The organism is Pedobacter changchengzhani (assembly GCF_004354365.1).
Taxonomy (GTDB): domain Bacteria; phylum Bacteroidota; class Bacteroidia; order Sphingobacteriales; family Sphingobacteriaceae; genus Pedobacter; species Pedobacter changchengzhani.
Genome location: NZ_SJCY01000010.1, coordinates 35,896 through 59,854, shown reverse-complemented (window position 1 = coordinate 59,854; position 23,959 = coordinate 35,896). Strand labels below are relative to the sequence as shown.

The following is a 23,959-nucleotide window of genomic DNA, read 5'->3' as shown; positions in this document are numbered from 1 at the left end:
CTAATTAAAATAATAGTATTGTAATTTAGGATTACTTCAATTCAATCATCACCACAGAAAGTGGCGGTAATGCTACAGCAAGTTGTGTTCCGCTTATCTTCACATTTTTAAAAACTACATTTTTTATTTTATATGGCTTTTCGAAGGTATTTATATCCGTAAACTTTTCTGACGTTAAAATTTGTCCATTCTGAAATTTTAGGTTTGCATTGCCCATATCAATTTTGGCTATTATTTTTTTTAATGGATCGATATTTACCAGCGAAATGTGCGTTACACCATTTTTATCTTTAGATGCAGAAGCGTTTATAGCTGGTAATTTAGCTGTTCCAAACACGTAATCTGGACTTGTTAATTTTAAAGGCAAATACTGTGCGTCTTGATGCACTTTATAAAGATCGAATACATAATAAGTTGGTGTAAGCAACATTTTCTCTTTATCGGTTAACACCAAAGCTTGTAAAACATTTACAGTTTGTGCCAAGTTTGCCATTTTCACTCGCTCACAATGGTTGTTAAAAATATTTAATGTAGATGCAGCAAGCAAAGCATCTCTCATACTATTTTGCTGATATAAAAAGCCAGGATTAGTACCCGGCTCAACATTTGTCCACACGCCCCATTCATCAACCACCAAAGCTACATTACGTTTTGGATCATACTTATCCATAATGGCGCTGTGTTTGGTAATCAATTCATCCATAAACAGGCCAGATTTTAGCGTATTAAAATATAGTTTCTCATCAAAATTGGTTGCCGATCCCTTATCGCCCCAACTTCCCTTTGGTAATGAGTAATGATGAAGTGATAAACCCCACATTTTCGTGCCTACATTTTTCATCAATGTTTGCGTCCAATTGTAGTCGTCATCGGTTGGACCAGTGGCAATTTTCTTTAATTTTGCACCAGGATAATCTCTAGCATAAACGGCATAACGCTTATATTGATCTGAATAAAACTGCGCTGTCATGTCTCCACCACAACCCCAACTTTCGTTCCCTACACCCCAAAATGTTACGTTCCAAGGTTTATCTCGCCCATTCTGCTTGCGCATTTCGGTCATAGAACTTTCTCCATCCAAGTTTAAATATTCTATCCAGTTAGACATTTCTTGTACCGTACCACTGCCTACGTTACCAGCGATATAAGGTTCGCAATTTAGCATACTGCATAAATCTAAAAATTCATGTGTACCAAAACTATTGTCTTCGGTTACATTACCCCAATTGGTGTTAATCATTTTGAGTCGATCTTTAAGTGGCCCAATTGCATCTCGCCAATGATATTCATCGGCAAAGCAACCACCCGGCCATCTTAAATTGGGAATTTTTATCTTTTTTAATGCATCGACTACATCAAGCCTGATGCGATTTTGTTTAGGCACATTTACATCATCTCCTACTACAAAACCGCCGTAAATAGAGCGACCCAAATGCTCGGAAAACTGACCGTAAATATGTCTGCTAATTACCAGGTCTGAACTTTTGGATGGCAATTCTAGAGTAGCCTCCGTTTGCGCAAATAGTTTACCAACGACTAAAATAAGTAATAAGACAAGGTTAAATTTTTTCATTTTTTCTTAATGGTTAGCTTACAAAATTCTTTATGAACCAAATCTTGCTCAAGTGCGCACATTTTACTAAAATACGAGAGACATTCTTAATTTTAAAACTTTTGAGATCGACGTTAATTGAAAAAGTAATAAAATTTGGAAGCGATTAAAATGAGATTATCTGTAAATTATTTAATTTTTAACAAAACCACCTACATTTATTAAATTTTAGAGGTGATTTTACACTTCTTAATTCACAAAAAAAAATACTATTGTTCACAGCGAGCGAAAATAGAAATTGTAGATGGCAAAAAGTAACCAAACACTTTAGTGTTTGGCTCTTTAACAACTCTATCAATTCATTTAGTTAAACCTCATTTACACCAATGCGAGTAAACGTAATTTAATTTATTTTTTTTTGAAATATAAACATGGTTAAACTCAACTTTGGATTAAGCTCAAACTTTGTAGGGTTACTGATTCTAACAGGCAATATAAAACTCTTAACCCCGTAATCAGGATCAGCCTCTAACAAAGTTTTATTTACTACTAAACCTACATAAGATTCTCTCTGACCATCATTTAAACCAATACTATTGGGCATTGTATAATAAGCTTGAGGAAGTAATTTTGCACTTTTATAAACATCTAAATTACTTGAAGCACCTGGTGCCATCGACTGCACGATTGCTTTAGCTAATGTGTCTTGATCTACAGACAAAGATACATTTACCGAAGTTAGCGGCTGTAGCCCGCTTCTATACAAACCGACCAGAATGGTTGTATCGGCAGTTTTATAGTTTTTTATATATACAAAATAGTTATTGTTAAGTCCTGCGGATTGCACTGTTGCCTGTGGCATATAAAGTTTTGCAAAACCAAATTCTTCATCTTTAGCTGCTTTTTTACAGGCAGAAAATAATAAAGCGGAAATAAATGCAAATAAGATTAATTTTTTCATGTTTGGTGAATTTTTAAAATGCTTAATTAGTTGGCTACCATCCTGGATTTTGAACAATAACTCCGTTAGATTTATTAACTTCTATCTGAGGAATTGGATAAAGATACATTTTCTGTTGAAACACACGTTTTTCAACTTCTTTAGTTACGTACGAGAAAACGCCATTGGCATCTTTTGTAATTTCGATACCTAATAAAGGTGCGCCCAAAGTACTTTCGGCTATTTTCCAACGTTTTACATCCCAAAATCTATGGTCTTCGTAAGCAAGTTCTACTCGTCTTTCATTTTTTATTTTCTCTCTCAAATCGCCTTGGCCAATTGCAACAACTGCCGGCATATTTACGCCCGGTCTGGCACGTAAACTATTAATTGCCTGCCTAGCTGTAAGGCCGTAACCGTTTGCGTCATCTGGTCCATAAGCTTCGTTCATTGCTTCTGCATAATTAAGAAGAATTTCGCCATAACGGAACAATATCCATGCTTTTACAGTAGTTTGATTGTTTACCAAATCTAAAGGGTTAGAAAGGAATTTTTTAAGATAATAACCTGTTTTTGATGTGCGTTCTTTTCCGGGGCCATCGGCGCCACCAATATAAGTTTGTATGGTTCGGCCATTCCAGTTAGAATTATTAACCACAACAGTTGCATTTAATCGAGGGTCTCGTAAATTATAAGGGTTTGTAGCATCCCATCCAGCAAGTTTCTCATAGCTATCAACCAAATTTTGTGAAGGCGTTGTACCACTTTGCCCACCTGGCGTACCTATCGGGAAGTTTGCCCTTTCCGGACCATTGCTACCTGAATATCGCCTAGAGAGTATAACTTCTGTACTTCTGTATGAGTTTGGCGTTAAAAACAAATTTTGGTAGTTGTTGAACAAACTATACTTGTTCATCGCAATAACATCTTGAGCGGCCTTTGCTGCGGCTTGCCATTTTTGCGCATCATTGCCAGGATTGTTTAAAGGACTTGCTGCGTAAAGTAACAATCGGCTTTTTAGCGCTAAAACTGTTCCTTTAGTTATTCTACCTGTTTCGGTATCGCTATAGCCGAGCCATTCATCCCTTACGCTATCCTTAACCGCATCACATTCATTAGAGATAAAAGTTACCATATCGTTGTACGAACTACGCGGAATATCTTTACCTTCATCCAATTGCAAGCTTTTTGTAACCAATGGAACACCACCATATCTCTTAATCAATTCAAAATAAATGTAGGATCTGATAAACCTAACTTCTTGCCTCAACCAACGTAAATCATCAACATTTCTAATGTACTTTTGTCTACCTTCTACAGTAAAAGTATCTCTTGCAATTATTTGCTTAAAATTGGTAGTTCGCTCTAAAAAAAGATTAGCGTTCCGTATCCCGTTATAGAATGAACCAAAAGTGACCTCCGGATTAGAAAATGCGGTCCAAGAGCCAAAATTAAATGCTTGGATAGCCGAACTTGTATTAGTTTCTTCCGCATCATCGGTAGCACCTGCTAAAAAAGCGCCTCCAACTCTATTATAACCTGCTGGCAAATAGGCATAAGTACCAAGGCCGAAAGATTTTATTCTATCGTAATTTACAAAAACCTGATCGGGTGTTAAGCTTGTATCTATACGATTATCAAGTGCTTTTTTGCAACCCGAAAAAACAAAGGGTAACACTAGTGTTAAAATAATTAGTAGTCGTTTCATCATTATTTTTTTTAATTCATTCCTAAAATTTTTAATAGGAAATAAAACATCCATTAAAATTTTACATTTAAACCAAACTGATAATTTTTCATTTGTGGGTAACCTACCGGAAACTCAGGATCGATATCATCAAGTGCAGAGAATGTAAAAAGATTGGTTGCACTTAAATAAAATCTAATATTTTCTACCTTCAACTTTTTTGCGATGGTTTTTGGAATAGTATATCCAAATTCTAAGTTTTTCAACCTTAGGAAATTACCGTTCTTTGTCCAAAGTGTTGATCGTCTATTATTATTGAGGTTGTTGGTTAAAGAAAGTCTAGGATAATTTGCTGTTGCTCTGGTATCAATTCCTTGATCTGGATAGTATGCCCATCTACCTTCGGCAATTGCTGGCACTTGGCCATTGTTGTTAAATGCCCAAAAATAAGGACCACTTTCGTAAATACTTCTATTGGCTACTCCATAAAAGCTTCCCATTATATCAAAACCTTTATATTGTGCACCCATCGTTAATGAACCACTTATTAATGGCACATCGTTATATCCAATTGCAGTTACATCATCATCATTTATAAAGCCATCATTGTTTTGGTCTTTATATTTAACATCTCCAGGTTGTACTGGGCCAAACAATTGAATAGGAGTTTTAGGATCGTCTATCTCTGCTTGAGATTGAAAAAAACCAATTGCAGTTAATCCAAATGGCTGATTAACAGATTTACCCGTTCTATATAAGTAATCTTGGCTACGAGTAATTTCTTCTTGATTAACAATTTTAGTACGTGCATAAGAAACATTACCAGTAACGTAATATGTAAATTCTTTATTTTTAGGAGATGAATAACCTAATGAAAATTCTACACCGCTAGAATTCGTTTTACCTAAATTTTCGAAAGGCAAAGCTACACCTAAAATTGCAGGGGCGATGGCAGATCTTGTAGAAAGGATGTTAGACCTTTGGTTTCTAAAATAATCGAAAGTTAACTGTAATTGATTATTTAAAAATTGTGCATCTAAGCCAACATTAAACATGAGGTTTTTCTCCCAAGTAACATCTACATTGCCAACTGCCCCTTCAGCCAAAGTTCCGAAAGCACTATTGCCATTGTTACCAAAAATAACAGATGGTCCGCCAAAATAATAGCCTTGGTATAAAAATCTACCGCCACCAATTTGATCGTTCCCAACTACACCAATAGACGATCTTAGTTTAAGGAAATTTAAAAATGAATTATCTTTTAAAAAGTTCTCTTTCGATAAAATCCACCCTAGAGATGCTGCGGGGAAAAAGCCAAATCTTTTTCCAGGTGCAAAGTTATCAGAACCATTATACGCAAAATCTACTTCGGCCAAATACTTTTCATCATAAGCATAACTTAACCTGCCGGCAAAACCAGTGCTTACAAATGGTACATTATTTCCGTCTATCACATATTTACTTAAACGGTAATTAACCATACCTTGAAAACTATTTAAACCAAAAGCCCGCTTATAATCAGCTTGAATAGAGTAGCTGTCTCTATTGTACTCATCGTACTGACTTTCGTCGATAGAGTAAGGTTTATCATTTCCTAATTTGCTATATACAATTGCACCGCTTAAAGGATCAATTGATGGGGAAAATCGAGCATAATCTCGTTGGTAAAAATAATTTCCTTGAAAATAACTAAGAAAAGCTACCTCTTGACTTAACGAAAGTCCCGGCGTTACCATATCTAGTTTTTCGTTTAATTTAAAATTTGTTTGCAATGTTCTGGCGTTGGTATTTCTTTGACCAAGACCATACAACGCTGCTATTGGGTTATTTGGATAAATTGCATTTCCACCGTAAGAACCATCGGGATTTATTGGCGCGTAAACATTTGGTGGTGTGGCTGCCAGTAAATCAAAATAATTGGTGTAATTAGGGAAAGATCTATCCTGAATTGAACCGCCCAAGCTGATAGAAGCATCGAAAACTTTATTTAAGGTTACATCAACATTTGATCTAAAATTGTAACGTTTTGCGCCACCGGTACTTTTCAATCTGCTTTCTACCGCATCTGTATTCTCTTTAAATAATTTGGGTGTATTTAAATAACCTAAAGCAATAAAGTATTTTACAGCCTTAGTTCCACCATCAAAAGTTAAATTTGCTTCGTAATTTGGAATGGTTTTTTCTAGCGTTTGATCGTACCAGTTAATATTTGGATGAAAAATGGGATCAGAACCATCTTTATAAGCCGCTAAGTCTGCTTGGCTGTATCTTGGATTGTAAACTCGGCCATTATCATTAGAAAGCGCTTCGTTATAAAGACTAGCATAGTTATAAGAATCTACAAAATTAGGTAGCTGAATTGGCTGAGAAAAGCCTGTTCTAGCTTTAAAATTAATACGGGTTTTACCTATTTCGCCTCTTTTCGTTGTAACCCAAATTACACCGTTTGCACCACGTACACCAAAAGGAGCTAAGGCAGCAGCATCTTTAAATACACTTAAAGTTTCAATTTCTACGGCAGAAAGTGTTTCATAAGGTGCTTCAAAACCATCAACAAAAAACAAAGGTGTGTTATTGCCATTGTAACTCCCAAGACCACGGATATTTAAAGACGGAAATTCAGATCCTGGCTCAGATTGAAGCGGATTAACGGTTAATCCGTTTAACCTTCCATTAATTGCGCTACTTAAGTTTTGAATTTGTGTTTTATATAGTTCATTTCCATCAATAAAAGATATTGAAGCGGTTAAATGATTTATTGATTGTTTTCCATAAGCCACGTTAACTGTCGAATCACCAGAACTCTGGAGCAGTGTAACATTGATAGTACTTTTGCTTTTATAGATTTGAGTTACGGTTTTAAATCCTTTTTTTGAAACAATCAAATTATCTCCAGCCTTTAGGTTAATTTTAAAACCACCAAATTCATCACTAATCACATTTAAAGAGCCACTAGAAATATTTGCGCCTTCAACATAATTGTTTGTTTGGTCGGTAACAGTACCCGTAACATCTGTTTGCGCAAATGCAACTGAGGAAGAGAGCAACATCATTACAAAAAATGTGCTTAGCCAATGTTTGGGTCTATTATAGGTAAGTAAGTTTTTTGTGCTTACCAACAGGGTATATATATTCATCATATAATATTTTAAAGATGCCAATATTTCTTTTTAATAATTAATAACCAGGGTTTTGTATAATGTATCCTTTATCAACCTCAACTTGAGGAATTGGCGTTAAGTACATTTTATCTTGCCAAAACCGAGTTTCAAACTTATAAACCTGATAATCTAGGTAAGCGGTACTTGCGTTGTTTCTGGTGTATTGAAAGCCGTAGAAATCTCCACCGATAACACCCGGTTGCGAGGCTATTTTCCATCTTCTTACATCAAAAGATCTGTGATCTTCTGCAAATAACTCTATTGCTCGCTCTCTATGTATGGCTTCTCTTAATGTTGCCTGCGTATTGTAAGCAGGGTTTGAAGATAATATTGAAGGTAAGCCGGCTCTATTTCTAATCACATTTAATGCAGTATATGCTTCTACATTATTTGGCGAATATTCGTTTAAAGCCTCAGCATAATCTAAGTAAAATTCTGCAAGTCTAAATACAGCCCAATCTGGCGCGTAATTTCCGTTGTTACCGCCTTCATATTTGTAAGTAAACTTGACCAACTTCGCTACATTCGTATAAGAAATTACTTGACCATTTTCTGTACTAAACGACCATTGGAAACGAGGATTGGTAGGGTTTGCGTAAGGCGATTGTCCCCAAATCCAAGCCATTTGCCTAAAACGTGGCTCCATATCGTCCATTTTTTGTTTATATTCTGCATAAGGCTTTTTACCATCAGCTAAAGTTGGCCAAGTTTGGTTGGTGCCATCTGCTTTATAAAATTGTGGAAGGATATTGAAATTTATGCCACTACCTGCATTAAAAGCGCCTAAAGTTGGAAGGTAATAACGTGTAAAACCATTTTGATTAAGCTGGCCTTTAAAAGAGAGCAAAATTTCTTTATTGTCTTCTTTTGATGTTGCCACGCCATAATCATCAAACGGGTTGCCTGTATTTATGATGCTGTATCCATTTGCCAAAGCCCAATCGATTACCTTTTTACTTTGATCTGCAGCGGCTTTCCATCTGTTTGCATCGTAACTTCCGTAAGATACTAAGCTATTGCTTGCCGAAGAAATGTATGGCGTACTTGAGTTGAAAAGTGGGCTTGCTGCATATAAAAATGTTTCTGCTTTTATGGCCATTGCAACACCTTTAGTTAGCCTACCTGTAAATCTACCTTCGTAACTATCTGGCAAAGCAGCCTCTGCTTCATCACAAAGCTGTGCAATATAATTTACTGTTTCTTCTACAGAAGATCTTGGAATTTTGAGATCATCCTCTACAGTTAATCGTTTTTTAACAAGAGGCACGCCTCCATAATATTTAAGCATGTGCGAGTAGCGCAACGCTAAAAGTGCTTTGCACTCTCCCTTAATCTGGCTTTTTTGTGCATCGCTGTAATCGGGCACTCTATCTATATTTTCTAATACAACAAAGCACCGTCTTATACCCGCATAATTATAACTAAACACATCATTGGTAAGAAAGCCATCGTTTGGTGCATAGCCAGAAATGTTGATGGATGCAGCTACTGAATAGCCAATTGTAAATTCACTTTCATCACATAAATTTGACTCCATAGAACGGTACATGTGCGAGGAAACCGTATTTGTAGCATAAGGAAAACCATAAGGAATAATTACCCTGTAGGTTTCGAATAAAAACGACTGCGCGTTAATTGCACTAGAGAAGACTTGATCCTCTGTAACATCATTACCAAGTGGTTTTTCTAGCTTTTTGCAGGCTGAGAATATGAATAAGTGCGCTACCAAAAGAGCAAATAAAAATTTTGTCGAGTATTTCATCGTTGATTGAATTAAATTTTAAAATTGAACACTTACACCACCGTTTATAACCCTCATTTGCGGATAGCCAAACGCTGCACCATTTGATTTTTCTGGATCCATATCTTTAAAATCTGTAAAACTTTTGGTGGCTAGGTTAGATCCGTTAACATAAACACGTATGCTATTAACACCAATTTTTTGGTAAACCGATTTTGGAATTCTAAACCCTATTTCTACATTTTTTAACCTGATGTACGAACCATTGTGCATAAAAAAATCAGAACGCTGGATGTTGGGCGAGGATGTTCCATTTCCACTAAGTCTTGGTTCATTTATAAGCTCTCCATTGGCAAATCGCTCTGGTGTCCATCTATTTAAATGCCTAGCTATAGTTGCAGTAAAAATATTTCCAAATGCAACTCCAAAAACGCCATCGTAGTAGGTAGCAATATTGGTTGATCCTTGAAGTAGTACCGATAAGTCGAAGTTTTTGTAAGAGAAACTTAAAGGCATACCGAAAGTAATTTCAGGAAAGGTGCTGTATCCAGACGGAACTTGATCATTTTGGTCAATTTTTCCATCTCCATCTATATCAACATACTTTAAATCACCTGGTTGGATAAGATTTCCATAAAATGTATTATAAGGTCTGTTTAGTGTTTCATTATAATTATTGTAAAAACCAGCGTTTCTAAAAGTCTTCAATTGGCCTACGGAAAATCCTGTACTTGCCATCCAAGGATATAAAGGCGTTGGCTCATCAGCAAATAAAATTTTATTTCTAGAAAAAGCCATATTTCCGCCTATTGAATACGTAAAATCTCCTTTAGTTGTGCGCCAGTTCATTTCTAACTCAAAACCACGATTTTTTACTTTACCGATATTCGCCGCAGGTAGGTTAGCAGCAACCAAAGCAGGCACAGTTCCAAGGTTTACCAAAATATTGTTTCTATCTTCTCTAAAATAGTCGGCTGTAATGGTTAATCTGCTTTTAAACATCGATAAATCTATTCCAATGTTTGATTTAACGGCTCTTTCCCAAGTTACATTAGGATTTCCTAATTTATCTTCTTGAGAACCACCATATAAATTTCTATCTATACCAGTTGTACCAAAACTATAACCCCGTGTTGAGCCACCACCAAAACTGAATACCGATGGTAAGTATAGAAAACGGTCTCCACCAATTTTATCATTTCCAACTTCACCATACGAACCGCGTAATTTCAATCTACTCAGAATATTATTTTTAGGTATAAATTTTTCTTCAGTTACTACCCAACCTACGCCGAATGCTGGGAAAAAACCATATCTCTTCGTCTCCGGAAAATTCTCTGATCCATTGTAACCCATGCTAAAATCAAAAAGGTATTTAGCTTTATAATCGTAGGTTATGCGCCCAACCATACCCAAGTTATTTCTTGGAACGCTGAATTGAAAAGTAGGATCCCAGCGCGTTTCTTGTTGATATAGCGCTAAGGCAGTTACATTATGTCCACCAAAACTGCGTGCATAATTTAATGAGGTTTCATAATAATTTCTTCTAAATTTCCCATATCCTTGCGAAAAAGAGAAGTTACCCAAATCTGAATTCTTAAAATAATCACCACCACCTTTAAAATCAGGGTTTACGGTATAGGTATCAATTGCTCTCCCCCTACTAACAGACCGAGAAAATGTATTGTCGAATGCAACTAAGCCTCTAATAGATAATCCCTTAGTAACAAAATCTAGTTGATGTTTCAACTCCAAGTTCATATTTAAATTGTTGTTGGTGTTTTCTGTAAAACCACTTGATGCGATATCACTGTACGGCGAATATCCTCTAGAAGGCCAACCTAAAGACCCAAGTGGATCATTTACATAAGCATTAACTAACTTCCCATCTACAAGGCCAGGGCTAGTAAAAGGATAAACGTTTAATATATTAAAAAATACAGATTGAGAACTTTGACCAGGGTAATTATTCGATATATTTTGAGTTCCTAACCGTAAAGTTGCTGTTAGCATTTTGGTTAGGTTAATATCGAAATTAGATCTAAAATTATATCTTTTTGTTGATGGATTTGCTTTAAAACCAAAATCAATACCATCGGTATCGTATATACCTTCTTGGTTGAAATAGCCAGCGGAAACGAAATATTTTACATTGTTTACACCGCCAGATATATTGAGGTTATACTGTTGTTGCGGTGCCGCACTTTTAATAAATTTACTCAACCACTCAGAATTTGGATAAGCAATCGGGTCTGATTGATCTCTAAATTTTTGGATTACTGCATCTGAAAATAATTCGGGTTGATTGTCATTTCTACTTCCTTCATTCTTTAAAAATGCATAATCGCCAGCATTTAAAAATTTAGCAATAGATGTTGGATTTTGTACAGCGATGTTAGTAGAGAAACTAACGGATGGTTTGCCCAATTTACCAGATTTGGTTGTGACCAATATTACCCCATTCGCACCCCTAACACCGAAAACTGCCGTTGCAGATGCATCCTTTAAAACGGTGATAGATTCTATCTCATTTGGATCTAAATTATTTAATGCACCTTGGCCACCATTGCCAATTTCGCGGGGCACACCATCAATCATAATTAACGGATCAGAAGCTGCGCCAGAAGAAAGTGTTCCAATTCCTCGAATTTTTAGTGATGAAGCATCTTGACCAGGCTCTCCAGATCGTTGTACTGCAGTAAGTCCTGGCAATCTGCCAGCAAGCGAGTTGCTAATATTTGCTACAGGACTCTGCACTAATTCTTTAGTAGAAATAGTATTGATGGCACCTACTAAAGTTTCTTTCTTTTGGGTTCCATAACCAATTACTACAACTTCATCGAGGTTAGAATTATCGGGCTCTAAGGCTATTGTAATTTCGGTTTTACCATTTAAAGTAACATCCTTACTTATAAAACTAATATAAGATACTCTTAACACATCATTTAAAGAATTTACTTTAATTGTAAATTTTCCATCATTATCTGTAATTGCACCTATTGATGTCCCTGGTATTTTTATACTGGCTCCAGGCAATGGATCGCCAGAATTACCCTGCTTAACTACACCTTTAACTATCGTGGTTTGAGAGAAAGCGGCGTTACAAAAAAAGCAAAAAAGTAATAAAAAACTAAATGTAAAATTAAGTTTCATACGGTTTAATTATTGGTTAGCTAATATTTAATTCTTTGTGGATTGGTAATTTTATACTACCCTAGAACGATTGTAATCTTTTAAGGAAAGGTTCGATTGTCATTTAGTTTGATTTTAGGTTTCGTCTTCAGGTTGGTTACCACCCGTATTAGTTAAATCAAATATCACAGAATAATGAAAGTGTTTCATGTAAATTACTATCCTATTTTTATAGGATATTATCATAAAAAATTTTAATGATTTAGGAGGTTAATGTTCAAAAATTTATCAGAAAGAAGCGCTAAAAGTTTGTTATCCATTTGTGTTGCACAGTTAAAAAGTAAACAATCGCTTCGTTTTAACCGTTTCGTATTCTATTGATTACTTCTTAAGTAATAAGCTAAATGCTGCCTATGAAACAAAAATGTTCACTTTGAATTAGCGAGTGTGCGGTGTTTAGCATGTTTAATTTAATTATCCAACGGGAAATAAGCAAAAAAAAAGACCGTTTCATAAATTTTATGAAACGGTCTTTTCGATTAAAAAACTAAATATTAATATCCAGGATTTTGTTTTATAGTTTCATTAGTAGCAATAACCAATTGAGGTATTGGCATTAAATCTTTACCTGCTGGTACATTAACATTGTATTTTTGTTTTACATATTTAATGTGCTCACCAGATCTTCTTAAGTTAAACCAAACAGAAAATTCGCCACCCAATTCGTGTCTATACTCATCAAGGATTACATATAAAGTATTTCCTGCTGCAGGCGGTGCAGGTACAACAGCGTTAGAACCTGCTAATTTACCCCAAGCACGGTTACGAACCAATTTCACTAAGTCTAATGCACCCTGCTCATCATTCATGCGGAATTTACACTCTGCTTCAGAAAGTAAGACTTCGCCGTAACGTAAGAAAATTGCATTTTGATCACCAAAGATATTTTGTTTACCTGCTGCGGTAGATGAATAGCCTGACAAAGCCGGATCTCTCCAATATTTAACTTCATAATAACCAGAACGTAATTTATCTCCACCTTTCCATGGTTTAGAAACTGTACCACAAGTGTTTATGATTTTATTATCATCACCAATATATTTTGGATCGCCTTTAGCAAAACCATTAATAACTTGTTGGTAGCTTGATATTTGAATGTTAGGACTTGGATGTGTTTCACCTGGGCCAATTACAGTCGCTCTTCTACGGCTATCGCCTGTTTCGAAAGAGTTAAAGTAAATTGGATCTGCATAATCATAACCTGTTTGCGATATTTCTTCAGGAATACCAAAAGATCCTAACCAATTCGAATCGTTTGAGTGACCCCATGACTGATCGCCACCATCTGGCACTTTAAACTGAACTTCGAATATCGATTCTTTGTTATTTTGTTTATTGTATTCGTGAATATCTAAATAGTTTTCCATTAACTGGTAATGAGTATCCACCATTTTGAAACTTGTTAAAGCATCACCATATTTTTTTAACCACATTAGTGCTGATCCAGCATAAGCATACGCCGCACCTTTTGTGGCACGACCAATTTCTGTTGCAGGTAGGTCTTCTTTCCAAGTTAAAAGGCCAGCTGCAGTGCTCATATCAGAAGCCACAGAAGCAAAAACTTCATCTTGTGTAGCACGAGGATTACGACCACTACCAGTTACTGTTTTTAATTCCAAAGGTACACCACCAAATTCACAAGCCATGTAGTAATAAAACACACCGCGTAAAAAATAAGCTTCACCAGTAAGTCTATCAGCAAGAGCAGGAGTTAGTACGCCATCTGCTTTCATTTTTGCAATGATTGGGAATGCAGCATTTGCACGTGCAATACCTTGATATGAACGGACCCAAAAGGTATTTAATGGATCAAAACTAGTTGGCACTTCATAAGTGGTAAAAAAAACATCCCCCCCATAATTTTTAAAATCTTGGGTCAAGAAATTAGCTTGGTACCACATGGCTTTTTTCATAAAGTCCACGTTATCAAACGTATCATAAATAGCATTCACCAATTGGATACCATCACTTGGCGTTTTAAACAAAGCATCGCTTGATGCAGTTTTTGTATCCTTTAAATCAAGGAAGCCTTTTTTACAGCTAAGTGGCAGCAACATCGCGGTTCCCAGTGCCAATGCTATTATTTGTTTTTGAATTTTCATAACTTTCCTATTTGTATTAAAACGTTACATTTAAACCTAAAGTGTAATATCTAGAACTTGGGTAAGTACCAATATCAATACCCGAAGCGGTTACACTTCTACCTGCGCTTGAATCGTTTGGTTGACCAATTTCCGGATCAAGACCAGAGTATTTTGTTATTGTGATTAAGTTCTGACCGCTTACAAAGAATCTTACTTTCGAGATATTTAAGTTCTTTGTAAGTAAAGATGGCAAAGTGTAACCAATTTGAACATTTTTAAGTTTCAAGAAACTACCATCTTCTACAAAAAGATCAGAAGGACGGGTATTTCCATTTGGATCAGCTTTAGCAATTCTTGCATAACGGTTAGATGGATTTGTTGGTGTCCAAGCGTTTTGATAATATTCTGTGCCTATGTTTTGAATTCCTATACCGCCCTGTGTGTCGCCGAAGGTTTCAAGTGTTCTTTCTGAGTAGTTGAAAATTTTATTTCCAACAGAAGCATACCAAAACATATTAAAATCGAAGTTCTTAAAAGAAGCATCGAAATTAAAACCACCATAAAATTTAGGAATTGGACTACCTAACGATACGCGGTCATTATCACCAACATGCCCATCGCCATTTACATCTTGATATTTTCTATCGCCTGGTTTAGTACCTGATGTTTGATAATAAGTTAGCACACCACCATTTTTAGCAGTTGCGCTAGCGTTCGCTGCATCTATTTCTGCTTGATTTTGGAAAATTCCACTTGTTTTAAATCCGTAAAACTCTCCAACAGAACCTCCAATGGTAGAACGTGTAAAGGTATTCCATGGATTACTACCAATTGTTGGTAAATTTAACGAGCCAAAGTTAGAAATAGAGGTCAAACCATCAGCCAAACTAACGATTTTATTATTTACCGTGGCTAAATTTAACGATACGTTGTATTTGAAATCTTTTTTCGATTCGTTAAAACTAATGTTAAGTTCTAAACCTTTATTGCTTATACTTCCTACATTTCGTGCAGCCGTAGTGAAACCAGTTTGTGATGGTACAGGTATGGCTAACAAAAATTTACTAGAAGTTTTATCATAATAATCAACCGTTACATTTAATCTACCCTCAAGAAAAGCAGCATCTAAACCAATGTTGGTTTGTTTTGAAGTTTCCCATTGAAGATCGGGATTAGGTAAAGCTGCCAATGTTAAACCCGGTTGGTAAACTTTTGCAAATGGGTAGCCTAAGTTATTTGCAGACGAAGCAGCACCACCAGTTGTATATTGAGGTAAATATTGAAAAGGGCTAATGCTATTTTGATTACCCACCTCTCCATATCCTGCTCTTAATTTCAAATCGTAGATAACTTTATTATCTTTTAAAAAGCTTTCATTCTTCAATTTCCACGCTGCAGATACAGATGGGAATGTACCATATTGATGACCCTCGGCAAATTTAGATGAACCATCATGTCTAACCGTAGCGGTTAATATATACTTATCATCATACTTATAATTTAATCGAGCAAATTGTGAGGTAAGCGCAGTAGGTGTTGTGTTACCATAAACATTTGTAAGTGTAGTAATTGATTCAAGTGTTCTTAATTGATCACTCTGCGAACCGTTACCCTGACCGCCAATTTGACTAAACACATTCTTCTGCCAAGATACACCACCTACGAAATCTACATTGCTTTTACCAAAATCTTTAGTGTAAGCAACTGTATTTTCCCAAACATAATCAAATGAACTGTTAGATGTTTGTGAATAGAATGATTGAACAGCTCCACCACCTAAGCCCACACGTCTCTTATCAGAAGGCGAAAAATAATAGCCTGAATAATCTGTAGTGTTTATACCTAGATTTGTTTTTAATCTTAATCCCTTTAAAAGCGTAGCCTCTAACGAAGTGTTACTAAGAAAGTAGTTGACTGTGTTTTTTTGATCTTGGGTTTCTATTGCATATACTGGGTTGTTAAAGTAACCTACATATTGACTGCTAGGCGTGAAAAAACCGTAATTACCGTTGGCATCTTTAACCTGATCAGTTAATGGATTTCCCGTGATGGTAGGCACCAGTTTATTTAAATTTGAAATTCCCAGTCCTCCACCTTGGCCACCAGTACCAAAACTAACTTGGTTGTTTGTACGGGTAAATTTTAAACTTGTAGAAGATTTTAACCAACTAATTGCTTGGTAATCTAAGTTAAGCCCAAGATTATACCTGGTATATCCCGAACCAAGCGTAATCCCTTTTTGATCTAAATAACCAGCAGAAAAAGCTGCTTGCGTTTTTTCATCTCCACCGCGGATGCCTAAATTATAGTTTTGCTTGTAACCAGTTTTGTAAACTTCATCCTGCCAATTTATATTTCTTAAAGCAGCTGGGTTACTCCACTCTGGTAATGTATTGAAAGACTCAGATGTTGCGTAAGCATTTGCTAATGTTGCAAATTGTTGCGCATTTAAAACATCGTACTTTCTAGGTTCGGTTTGGATTGCGCCAAGTGCATCAAGATTTACCTGAACACCACCTTTGCGACCGCGCTTGGTGGTAACAATTACAACCCCGTTTGAAGCTCTGTTACCATAAATTGCGGTAGCGGAAGCATCTTTTAATATATCAATTGAAGCGATATCATTTTGGTTTATTGAACCTAAACCTCCATTAATTGGATATCCATCAACAACATAAAGAGGATCGTTATTGTTAAATGTGCCAACCCCACGAATTTGAATAGATACCGAACCACCTGGAGAAGCATCGTTATTGGTTACCTGTACACCTGCTGCACGCCCTTGTATAGCCTGATCTAAAGTAGTAACTGGTGTTTTTTCGATTTGATCAGCACTGATAGAACTGATAGAACCAGTAACATCTTTCCGTTTTTGCGTACCATAACCTATCGCTACAACGTTAACTTCATTTAGCGTGTTGTTTGCTGCCGCTAGTTGCACATTAATAGTACTTTTACCACCAACGGCCATTGTTTTAGTTTCGTAGCCAATGTAAGTAAACACCAGTGTGCCATTATTAGGAACGCTAATACTATAACTACCGTCGCCATTTGTACTTGTTACTGGCCCATTAGTGGTGCCTTTAACACTTACGGTAACCCCAGGAATGCCTAAGTTATCGCCAGCGGAAGTTACCTTACCCTTTACGATGGTTTGTGCATGAGCCATTGGCGAAAAAAATAGAAATAAGACGAGGCTCATGATCCACATCCTAAATATTGTACTCTTACTTATAAGTAATAAATTCTGCATAATTTTTTTAGATTGATTAATGTTTAAGTCATTCTTTAATTGCTTCAAATTGCCTAGCAAAATGTTTAGCCACTCTAATTTTTTTACTTGCTTGCTAATTTAATTTGGATTACTGTTTAGATTATATCTTTAAAGGGTACTCACGAAAGTTTCCTTCCGGTAAATCGTATTGCACTAACATAAGATTCAGTCTTTTTTGATAATTAATGTTATTTAGATAACACTTTTATATATTTGGTTAACCAAAATTACAATAGAGACATACAAAAAGATAGTACTATCTTAACAAAAAATAATGGATATTGAACATAAGTTAAAAAAACGGTAGTCAATACAAGCTTATTTAGCTGAATAGGAGGACTTTGATAAATTTAGCAATTGCGCCTATTATAACATTAAAATTATACTTTATTGCAAAAATTAACACGTATTTTGTTAAATAACGTAGCTTAAAAACTGATTAACAATTTGACTATCAATTATTTATATATACATTTAGTAACTTTTTTGTGATAAATAAAAAAAGATTGCCATCGTATTTAAAATTCGGCGGACTTTTTTTCTTCTACTTTAAGAAATAGGTAAATAATAGTTTTATTTTATTAGTCGTTGTAGATATGCTAAACTAAAATAGAAAATGATTATTGATGTTAATACAACATGACGCTTGCAACTCACCACTTTTAATTTAACAAAGTGCAGGGCAAACGATTTTAAAATGATCACATTTTAAAATGAAATTTAATTTTTGGCTAAAACTGATGGTTATGAGTTTTATTGTTGCCTTCGGTTTTAACAGATGAACCTGATTGAAAATATTGCTGGCGTTAGGCAAAATATTTAAAAGCGTTTGCACTTTAAAAGGATGTAGCACGAAGTGAAATACATCCATTTTGGCTTCTTTTAGAACAACATTAACAACCCAAAATTGACGACCAACAAATTACTCGGAAAAATAGTTGGCTCAAAAGTTCACATCTAAAATATTTTAGCCTTAAGATGGGAGGAGTTTAAATCTAAGCCAGTTATTAAAAGACGATTTTGTAAGTTACTAAACTTGCATACTTAAAAATGATAAGGAATTTTAGTCCAATCCTCATTAAACGACGTTAACGATGATGAAGTAACCTTGTGATGGAACATTTCTTTAAAAAGAGGATAAAAAATAATTACCCCATCACTTCCTGCAATAAGTGCTTGTTCTATATCTAAGGTTGTTCTTACACTTGCAGGCATAATTTTTGTTTTTGCAGCTACTCTCTTAAACATATCTGCTGTATTTTTTATAAAGGCGAGTGCATCTTCATCAGCTTCTTGCAACCTGTTTAAATACGGACAAATAGTTGTTGCACCTGCCGCAGCACACGCATAAGCTTGATTAATAGAAACCACTGTTGTGATAAGCGTTTCTGTACCATTATCTTCTAATATTTTTGCTGCACTTAGTCCCTCAAGCGTAGAAGGTATTTTTGGAATTATAGCATCTGATATTTTTTTTAGATATTCTGTTTCTTTTAAAAACTGCAGTTTAGTTTCGCTTCTAAGTTGTACATATAAAGGTAGTTTAGTAGATTCTATAACTTCTTTACTAACCTCTTCTAAACTTCTTCCAGTTTTTGTCCAATCTGCTATTACGGTTGGGTTTGTAATTACAGCGGTTACCAAACCAGTTTCAGCAGCTTCTTTAACCTCTTCTATTGTTCCAGCTATCCAAATATTCATATTATTAATTAGGTATATTGTACGGTTTCTTTAAATTCTATTAATTGTTTTTGCGATGGTAAGCCATCAAATACCCCCAAATATTGTGCACAATAAGCGCCGGCCAGCACTGCAATATTTACCGCTTCTTCTACAGTTTTACCTTGTAATAACGCAGCAACCAAATTGCCATTAAAGCAATCACCTGCACCTGTAGAATCTACTGCATCAATTTTAGGTGCTGCAATTGTTTTATTATCATTGTTAGAAATAATTAAAGCGCCGTGTTTTCCACGGGTTAGGATAATGGTTTTCACGCCAGTATTTAAAAGTTTTTCTGCAAGCAAATCAATAGCAATATCAGCATCTGGGTCGAGCCCAAGAATAATTTTTGCTTCGGTCTCGTTCGGCGTTAAGATGTCGATATTTTTTAACAGCGCCAATGGAAGTTTTTGTGCAGGAGCAGGATTTAAAATGGTAAGAAGATTGTTTTTTTTGGCAATTTCAAAAGCGTAGGTCACCGAATTAATCGGGATTTCTAATTGGGCCATTAAAATTTTGCTTTTAATTATTGCATCCTTAACCGCTTCTACTTTAGCAACATCAAGTTTTAAATTTGCTCCAGGATCTATCAAAATTGTATTTTCGCCAGAAGTTAATAATGTTACAAACCCACAACCAGAACTTTCATTTTCGAGTGCAATCAAATTATCAATAGAAATTCCTTCGTTTAGTAGGGTTTTTTTCGCAATTTCTCCAAACTCATCGTTACCCGTACAAACTAAAATATTCACATTGGCCCCTGCTCTTTTTGCGGCAATAGCTTGATTAAAACCTTTCCCGCCAATACCCAAGTTAAAATTGCTACCGATTACGGTTTCGCCAATGGTTGGCAAACATTTTGTTTTTATTGTAAAACCCATTACAAAGCTGCCTAGCACAAATACAGAAGGCGTTTCATCTTTCATTACTAAAATTTAATGGAGTAAAAATAACTGTAAAAATTGCCCATCGTTATTGGTTACATATTTATTATAGGCCAACATTTTACCATTGTTAGACCAAATAGGCGCGCCGATTAAACCTTTCGAGCCGTTAAACTTTACCGTCTCTCTTATAGATTTATGAGTTTGTAAATCCGTTACAAAAACACTTCCATCAGCTATATACGCGATTTTTTGCCCATCTGGACTAAAATTAAATGGACCAGAAACCGAAAACTTATTAAAAGTAATTTGGGTTATTTTACCCCCGTTCGGCGAAATGCCATAAATTTGCACCAAACCATTTACATCTTCTGCCAAAAAAGCTATTGATGAACCGTTTGGATTAGCACGCAACCAATGACGTGGTCCTTTCACTCCGGCATTGGTAAATGTTATTCGCCTTTGGCTAACGCCAGCTGGCACATTTGGTAAGCTAGTTGCCGTGCCTTCAATTGGAAAACCAGTTCTAGCTTGGGTAATATCCGCAGGAAGATCTACAACAAATAGCTCCGTTTTAACCTTTCCCTGTTCGTTATATACATTTCCTTGAAACGCTATGGCGTGCTTTTGTTGTAGGCCGTTCTCTTTAATGTAACCATCATTCCCTATCCAACATTCATCAAATGCTTTGTCTATTTCATCTGACCCCCATTTTGGTTTATCGGTAAGTTGGGTAACAACTGCAGCAAAATATTCGCCGTTGTTATCCTCTAATGAACCTTCGGGATTATTTACAACTACTTTTTTTACCGACGACATTACCCCAACTACTCGCCTATCATGATAATTTGAATCTACTTTAGCAAGCTGTTGTAAAATATAATCATTGTAAGTAAAACTGATCCATTTACCATCTCCACTCCAAGTATGGGCATGCGTACCGCCCCTTAGCGCACCGGGTGTAAATGGCTGGCTAATGTTTCTTGCATCCATAAAAACAAGTTTATCTGTCTTTGATAAATCTATAGCAACGCCTGTTCTACGGGTAAAATCGTATGGATGTTCTTTATCTGCATTTCTAATACCATGAATAAATAAAACCTTATTCCCAATTGGCGCAAATGTTGCTGCACCAACTCCAGGCCCGTAAACAGTGCCATTTGGTGTTTTATAAACCAGCTTAACGGCTTTAGTTTTGGTGTTAACAGCTTCTATGTTTAGTGTGCTAATAATCTTGGTCTCATCATTACGCGTATCATAAACCAGCCATTCATCGTCAGGAGAGAAGCACTGTGTTGAATTAAGAAGATGGCCGTAACTGGCCGAAGTAAGTTGAACCTCTTTATAACGCATAGTTGTACAGGCAAACGGCATAAAAGCACAAAATGAAAAAGCAAGTGCTGAAAAAAATCTGTTAAATTTTATCATTTTGTTTGTAAGAAATATTGGTATTGCAGGTTACATTTTACCTAAAATAATCCTAATTAACAAATTTCAAATTTTTGTCTCAGCAATTCATAGTCCTGGTACAAGCCAATCACTTTTCCGGCATTTGCTTTAGTTATGACATCGGTATTTACCCTTGAAACAGTGTTTATATTAATACCCTTATACTTTAAAAAATGCTTTGCTGTATTTGGATAAGATTCATGAACCACATCCATATTATTATTTAAAAACAGCTGAACTTCATTCACTTCATTTTGCAAGTTATGATTATCAAAGTTTTTACACAACCAAACAATAAGTTCTGGAAAGTAATTGCCTTGAATACATGATAAACCTGCTGAACCTGCTTTTAGAGATGCAACAGCATGCCCCGCAAAAGCATCGTAAAGACCAAAATTAAAATCTTTGCCTACTTCAATTTTTTGTTTAACCAAACTAATATCTAATGAGGTGTCTTTATGATAAATAACCCTTCCTGTGTTTATAAATTTTCCTAATAGCGCTGGCTCAATTAATCTTTTATACGGCACCGGGCATTCGTAAAACCCTAATGGTATATTTTCTGTAATATCTAATAATTTATAAAAATTTTCTTCAAAAACTTGGTCGCTTTCTGCAATATCGGCCATAGAATTTGTGGTTACAATAACGGCTTCAATTCCAGTATCGTAAATTTGTTTAACAAATTCTGCTTTACTTTCTATAGATCCATCAAAGGTTCCTGTAGCCACCACTGGCACTTTGTTATCAACTATTTTTATAATATGTTTAGTAATTTGAAGACGTTCCTGATTACTAAGCTGAAACATTTCACTAGATAGGCAATTGGCAAATAATCCGACGGCGCCCGAATCTAAGTAAAGATAAACAAGACGCGTTAAAGTATCATAATCTACTTCCTTATTGTGCGTAAAAGGAGTAAGCATTACGGGAATAAAACCTTTCTTAACTGTATTCATAAATCATGTAAGATAACTTCTATCAAAATTTTTATAAAATTTTTACTTATTTTGACAAAAGCAATTGAAATTTTTGTTGCAAACCTTCTCTACATAAAATAGATCAGTTACACAAAAATAAAAGTATTTGAGCAATTGAATTTGTATGTTATTGCCCACAGTTTGTAGGATATTAGCAATGATTGAATGCAGACTAATATACTTTTTGTTGGACTAAATAATTTTCTTCACCAAGAATAATCTTTTATATTCTAAAGGTGTGTAGCCTTTAACTCTCTTAAAGTGCCTGTAGAAATTTGAAACATTTCTAAATCCACACTCAAAGCATACCATTTCTGTTACAAGTGTATCTTCAACCAGTAATCGGCAGGCGTGACTTATTCTAATCTCCACTAAAAAATCATTGTAAGTTTTCTTAGTCATCAACCTAAAGTACCTGCAAAATGATGTTATGCTCAAATTTGCGATTTCGGCTACTTCTTCCAAACTTAATTCTCTTTTGTAATTTGCCATAGTAAAAGAATAAATCCGGTTCAGCCTAGCAGTTTCAGCTTCATGAGATTGATAAAAGGCATTAAAAGATGCGATCGTTTCTACATCATCAGCTTCGGCAAGCGCACTTAAAATACTTAAAAGTATTACTAATTTATCAAGCCCTTCAACAACTAAGGCTTTTTCCATTAATGAAACTAATTTCATTTTAGCAGTGCCAGAAATTATAATTCCTTTTCTTGCTTTTTCGTATAAGTGTTTAATTAAGTGGGCTTCGGGCAAATTCATAAAATCAGTACCTAAACATTCAGGTAGAAATTGAATTACAATGGCTTCAGTGCCAATTTGATCAGTGTTTTCGAAATCTTCTTCCTTACTTCGCCATGAATGGGGCAAGTTTTGCCCTAATAAAATAAGTTCTCCTTCTTCAAAATTACTTACATTATCGCCTATAAACCTTAACCCTTTGCCCTTAACTACATAGTGAAGTTCTAATTCTGGGTGATAATGCCAACCTGCACGAAAATAAGGCTCTTTTTGATGCCTAATAATAAACGAGTTTTGAAGATAGCCAGATATTCGATGGAAATGAGGTTTCATAGTTCGTTAATTTTAATTTATTAATTTGTGAGGATCCAAAAGAGATAACGTTAGTTACCATTTATTTATAAATTTTACCTTAACAAACTTTATTTGTTTGTTAAAATAATATAAACACTCTTGAGTAATACTTGGTTAAATCAAATATTAGAACTTAAATTCTCATTTTATTGTAAATTATTGGCAAATTATTGTACGATATTATCATTAAAAACCAGCCAT

Annotated in this window: 13 protein-coding genes; all 13 read right to left on the bottom strand. The window is 35.3% G+C overall.

All coding sequences use genetic code 11. The features are described 5' to 3' along the window. Window positions 1-31 precede the first annotated feature (31 nt). The 13 genes from EZJ43_RS13730 to EZJ43_RS13670 all read right to left on the bottom strand — a co-directional run bounded on the left by EZJ43_RS13730 (window position 32) and on the right by EZJ43_RS13670 (window position 23,737). Window positions 32-1,573: an alpha-N-arabinofuranosidase gene (locus EZJ43_RS13730; RefSeq protein WP_133263291.1), complete on the bottom strand. Its 1,542-nt coding sequence runs from the start codon at window positions 1,571-1,573 to the stop codon at window positions 32-34. Window positions 1,574-1,955: 382 nt separating this feature from the next. Further along, window positions 1,956-2,513 carry a DUF1735 domain-containing protein gene (locus EZJ43_RS13725; protein ID WP_133263290.1) on the bottom strand — a complete coding sequence of 186 codons (558 nt, stop codon included), beginning with the start codon at window positions 2,511-2,513 and terminating at the stop codon, window positions 1,956-1,958. Window positions 2,514-2,547: 34 nt separating this feature from the next. Further along, complete coding sequence (locus EZJ43_RS13720) at window positions 2,548-4,200, bottom strand: RagB/SusD family nutrient uptake outer membrane protein (RefSeq protein WP_243718098.1); 1,653 nt, start codon at window positions 4,198-4,200, stop codon at window positions 2,548-2,550. Window positions 4,201-4,253: 53 nt separating this feature from the next. Beyond that, window positions 4,254-7,316, bottom strand: a complete 3,063-nt coding sequence (locus EZJ43_RS13715; protein WP_165953177.1) for a SusC/RagA family TonB-linked outer membrane protein — start codon at window positions 7,314-7,316, stop codon at window positions 4,254-4,256. 40 nt (window positions 7,317-7,356) lie between these two features. Beyond that, window positions 7,357-9,102: a RagB/SusD family nutrient uptake outer membrane protein gene (locus tag EZJ43_RS13710; RefSeq protein ID WP_133263288.1), complete on the bottom strand. Its 1,746-nt coding sequence runs from the start codon at window positions 9,100-9,102 to the stop codon at window positions 7,357-7,359. A gap of 18 nt (window positions 9,103-9,120) precedes the next feature. Next, on the bottom strand, window positions 9,121-12,234 hold the full coding sequence (locus tag EZJ43_RS13705) for a SusC/RagA family TonB-linked outer membrane protein (protein ID WP_133263287.1): 3,114 nt from the start codon (window positions 12,232-12,234) through the stop codon (window positions 9,121-9,123). 533 nt (window positions 12,235-12,767) lie between these two features. Continuing rightward, window positions 12,768-14,375, bottom strand: a complete 1,608-nt coding sequence (locus EZJ43_RS13700) for a RagB/SusD family nutrient uptake outer membrane protein (RefSeq protein WP_133263286.1) — start codon at window positions 14,373-14,375, stop codon at window positions 12,768-12,770. 16 nt (window positions 14,376-14,391) lie between these two features. Next, window positions 14,392-17,610, bottom strand: a complete 3,219-nt coding sequence (locus EZJ43_RS13695) for a SusC/RagA family TonB-linked outer membrane protein (protein ID WP_133263285.1) — start codon at window positions 17,608-17,610, stop codon at window positions 14,392-14,394. Between the two features lie 1,065 nt (window positions 17,611-18,675). Next, window positions 18,676-19,332, bottom strand: a complete 657-nt coding sequence (locus tag EZJ43_RS13690; RefSeq protein ID WP_133263284.1) for a transaldolase family protein — start codon at window positions 19,330-19,332, stop codon at window positions 18,676-18,678. A gap of 8 nt (window positions 19,333-19,340) precedes the next feature. Further along, window positions 19,341-20,279, bottom strand: a complete 939-nt coding sequence (locus tag EZJ43_RS13685; RefSeq protein ID WP_133263283.1) for a ribokinase — start codon at window positions 20,277-20,279, stop codon at window positions 19,341-19,343. Between the two features lie 9 nt (window positions 20,280-20,288). Next, window positions 20,289-21,590 carry a DUF3748 domain-containing protein gene (locus EZJ43_RS13680; RefSeq protein WP_133263282.1) on the bottom strand — a complete coding sequence of 434 codons (1,302 nt, stop codon included), beginning with the start codon at window positions 21,588-21,590 and terminating at the stop codon, window positions 20,289-20,291. Between the two features lie 131 nt (window positions 21,591-21,721). Further along, window positions 21,722-22,645, bottom strand: a complete 924-nt coding sequence (locus EZJ43_RS13675; RefSeq protein WP_133263281.1) for a dihydrodipicolinate synthase family protein — start codon at window positions 22,643-22,645, stop codon at window positions 21,722-21,724. Between the two features lie 213 nt (window positions 22,646-22,858). Next, window positions 22,859-23,737 (bottom strand): AraC family transcriptional regulator, encoded by an 879-nt coding sequence (locus tag EZJ43_RS13670; protein ID WP_133263280.1) that lies wholly within the window; start codon window positions 23,735-23,737, stop codon window positions 22,859-22,861. Window positions 23,738-23,959: the final 222 nt, after the last annotated feature.

Bases quoted from the DNA above. Each gene is read 5' to 3' on its own strand.
- EZJ43_RS13685 (WP_133263283.1), bottom strand. From the start codon at position 20,279: ATGAAAGATGAAACGCCTTCTGTATTTGTGCTAGGCAGCTTTGTAATG.
- EZJ43_RS13690 (WP_133263284.1), bottom strand. From the start codon at position 19,332: ATGAATATTTGGATAGCTGGAACAATAGAAGAGGTTAAAGAAGCTGCT.
- EZJ43_RS13670 (WP_133263280.1), bottom strand. From the start codon at position 23,737: ATGAAACCTCATTTCCATCGAATATCTGGCTATCTTCAAAACTCGTTT.
- EZJ43_RS13720 (WP_243718098.1), bottom strand. From the start codon at position 4,200: ATGAAACGACTACTAATTATTTTAACACTAGTGTTACCCTTTGTTTTT.
- EZJ43_RS13725 (WP_133263290.1), bottom strand. From the start codon at position 2,513: ATGAAAAAATTAATCTTATTTGCATTTATTTCCGCTTTATTATTTTCT.
- EZJ43_RS13675 (WP_133263281.1), bottom strand. From the start codon at position 22,645: ATGAATACAGTTAAGAAAGGTTTTATTCCCGTAATGCTTACTCCTTTT.
- EZJ43_RS13710 (WP_133263288.1), bottom strand. From the start codon at position 9,102: ATGAAATACTCGACAAAATTTTTATTTGCTCTTTTGGTAGCGCACTTA.
- EZJ43_RS13680 (WP_133263282.1), bottom strand. From the start codon at position 21,590: ATGCGTTATAAAGAGGTTCAACTTACTTCGGCCAGTTACGGCCATCTT.
- EZJ43_RS13715 (WP_165953177.1), bottom strand. From the start codon at position 7,316: ATGAATATATATACCCTGTTGGTAAGCACAAAAAACTTACTTACCTAT.
- EZJ43_RS13700 (WP_133263286.1), bottom strand. From the start codon at position 14,375: ATGAAAATTCAAAAACAAATAATAGCATTGGCACTGGGAACCGCGATG.
- EZJ43_RS13730 (WP_133263291.1), bottom strand. From the start codon at position 1,573: ATGAAAAAATTTAACCTTGTCTTATTACTTATTTTAGTCGTTGGTAAA.
- EZJ43_RS13695 (WP_133263285.1), bottom strand. From the start codon at position 17,610: ATGCAGAATTTATTACTTATAAGTAAGAGTACAATATTTAGGATGTGG.
- EZJ43_RS13705 (WP_133263287.1), bottom strand. From the start codon at position 12,234: ATGAAACTTAATTTTACATTTAGTTTTTTATTACTTTTTTGCTTTTTT.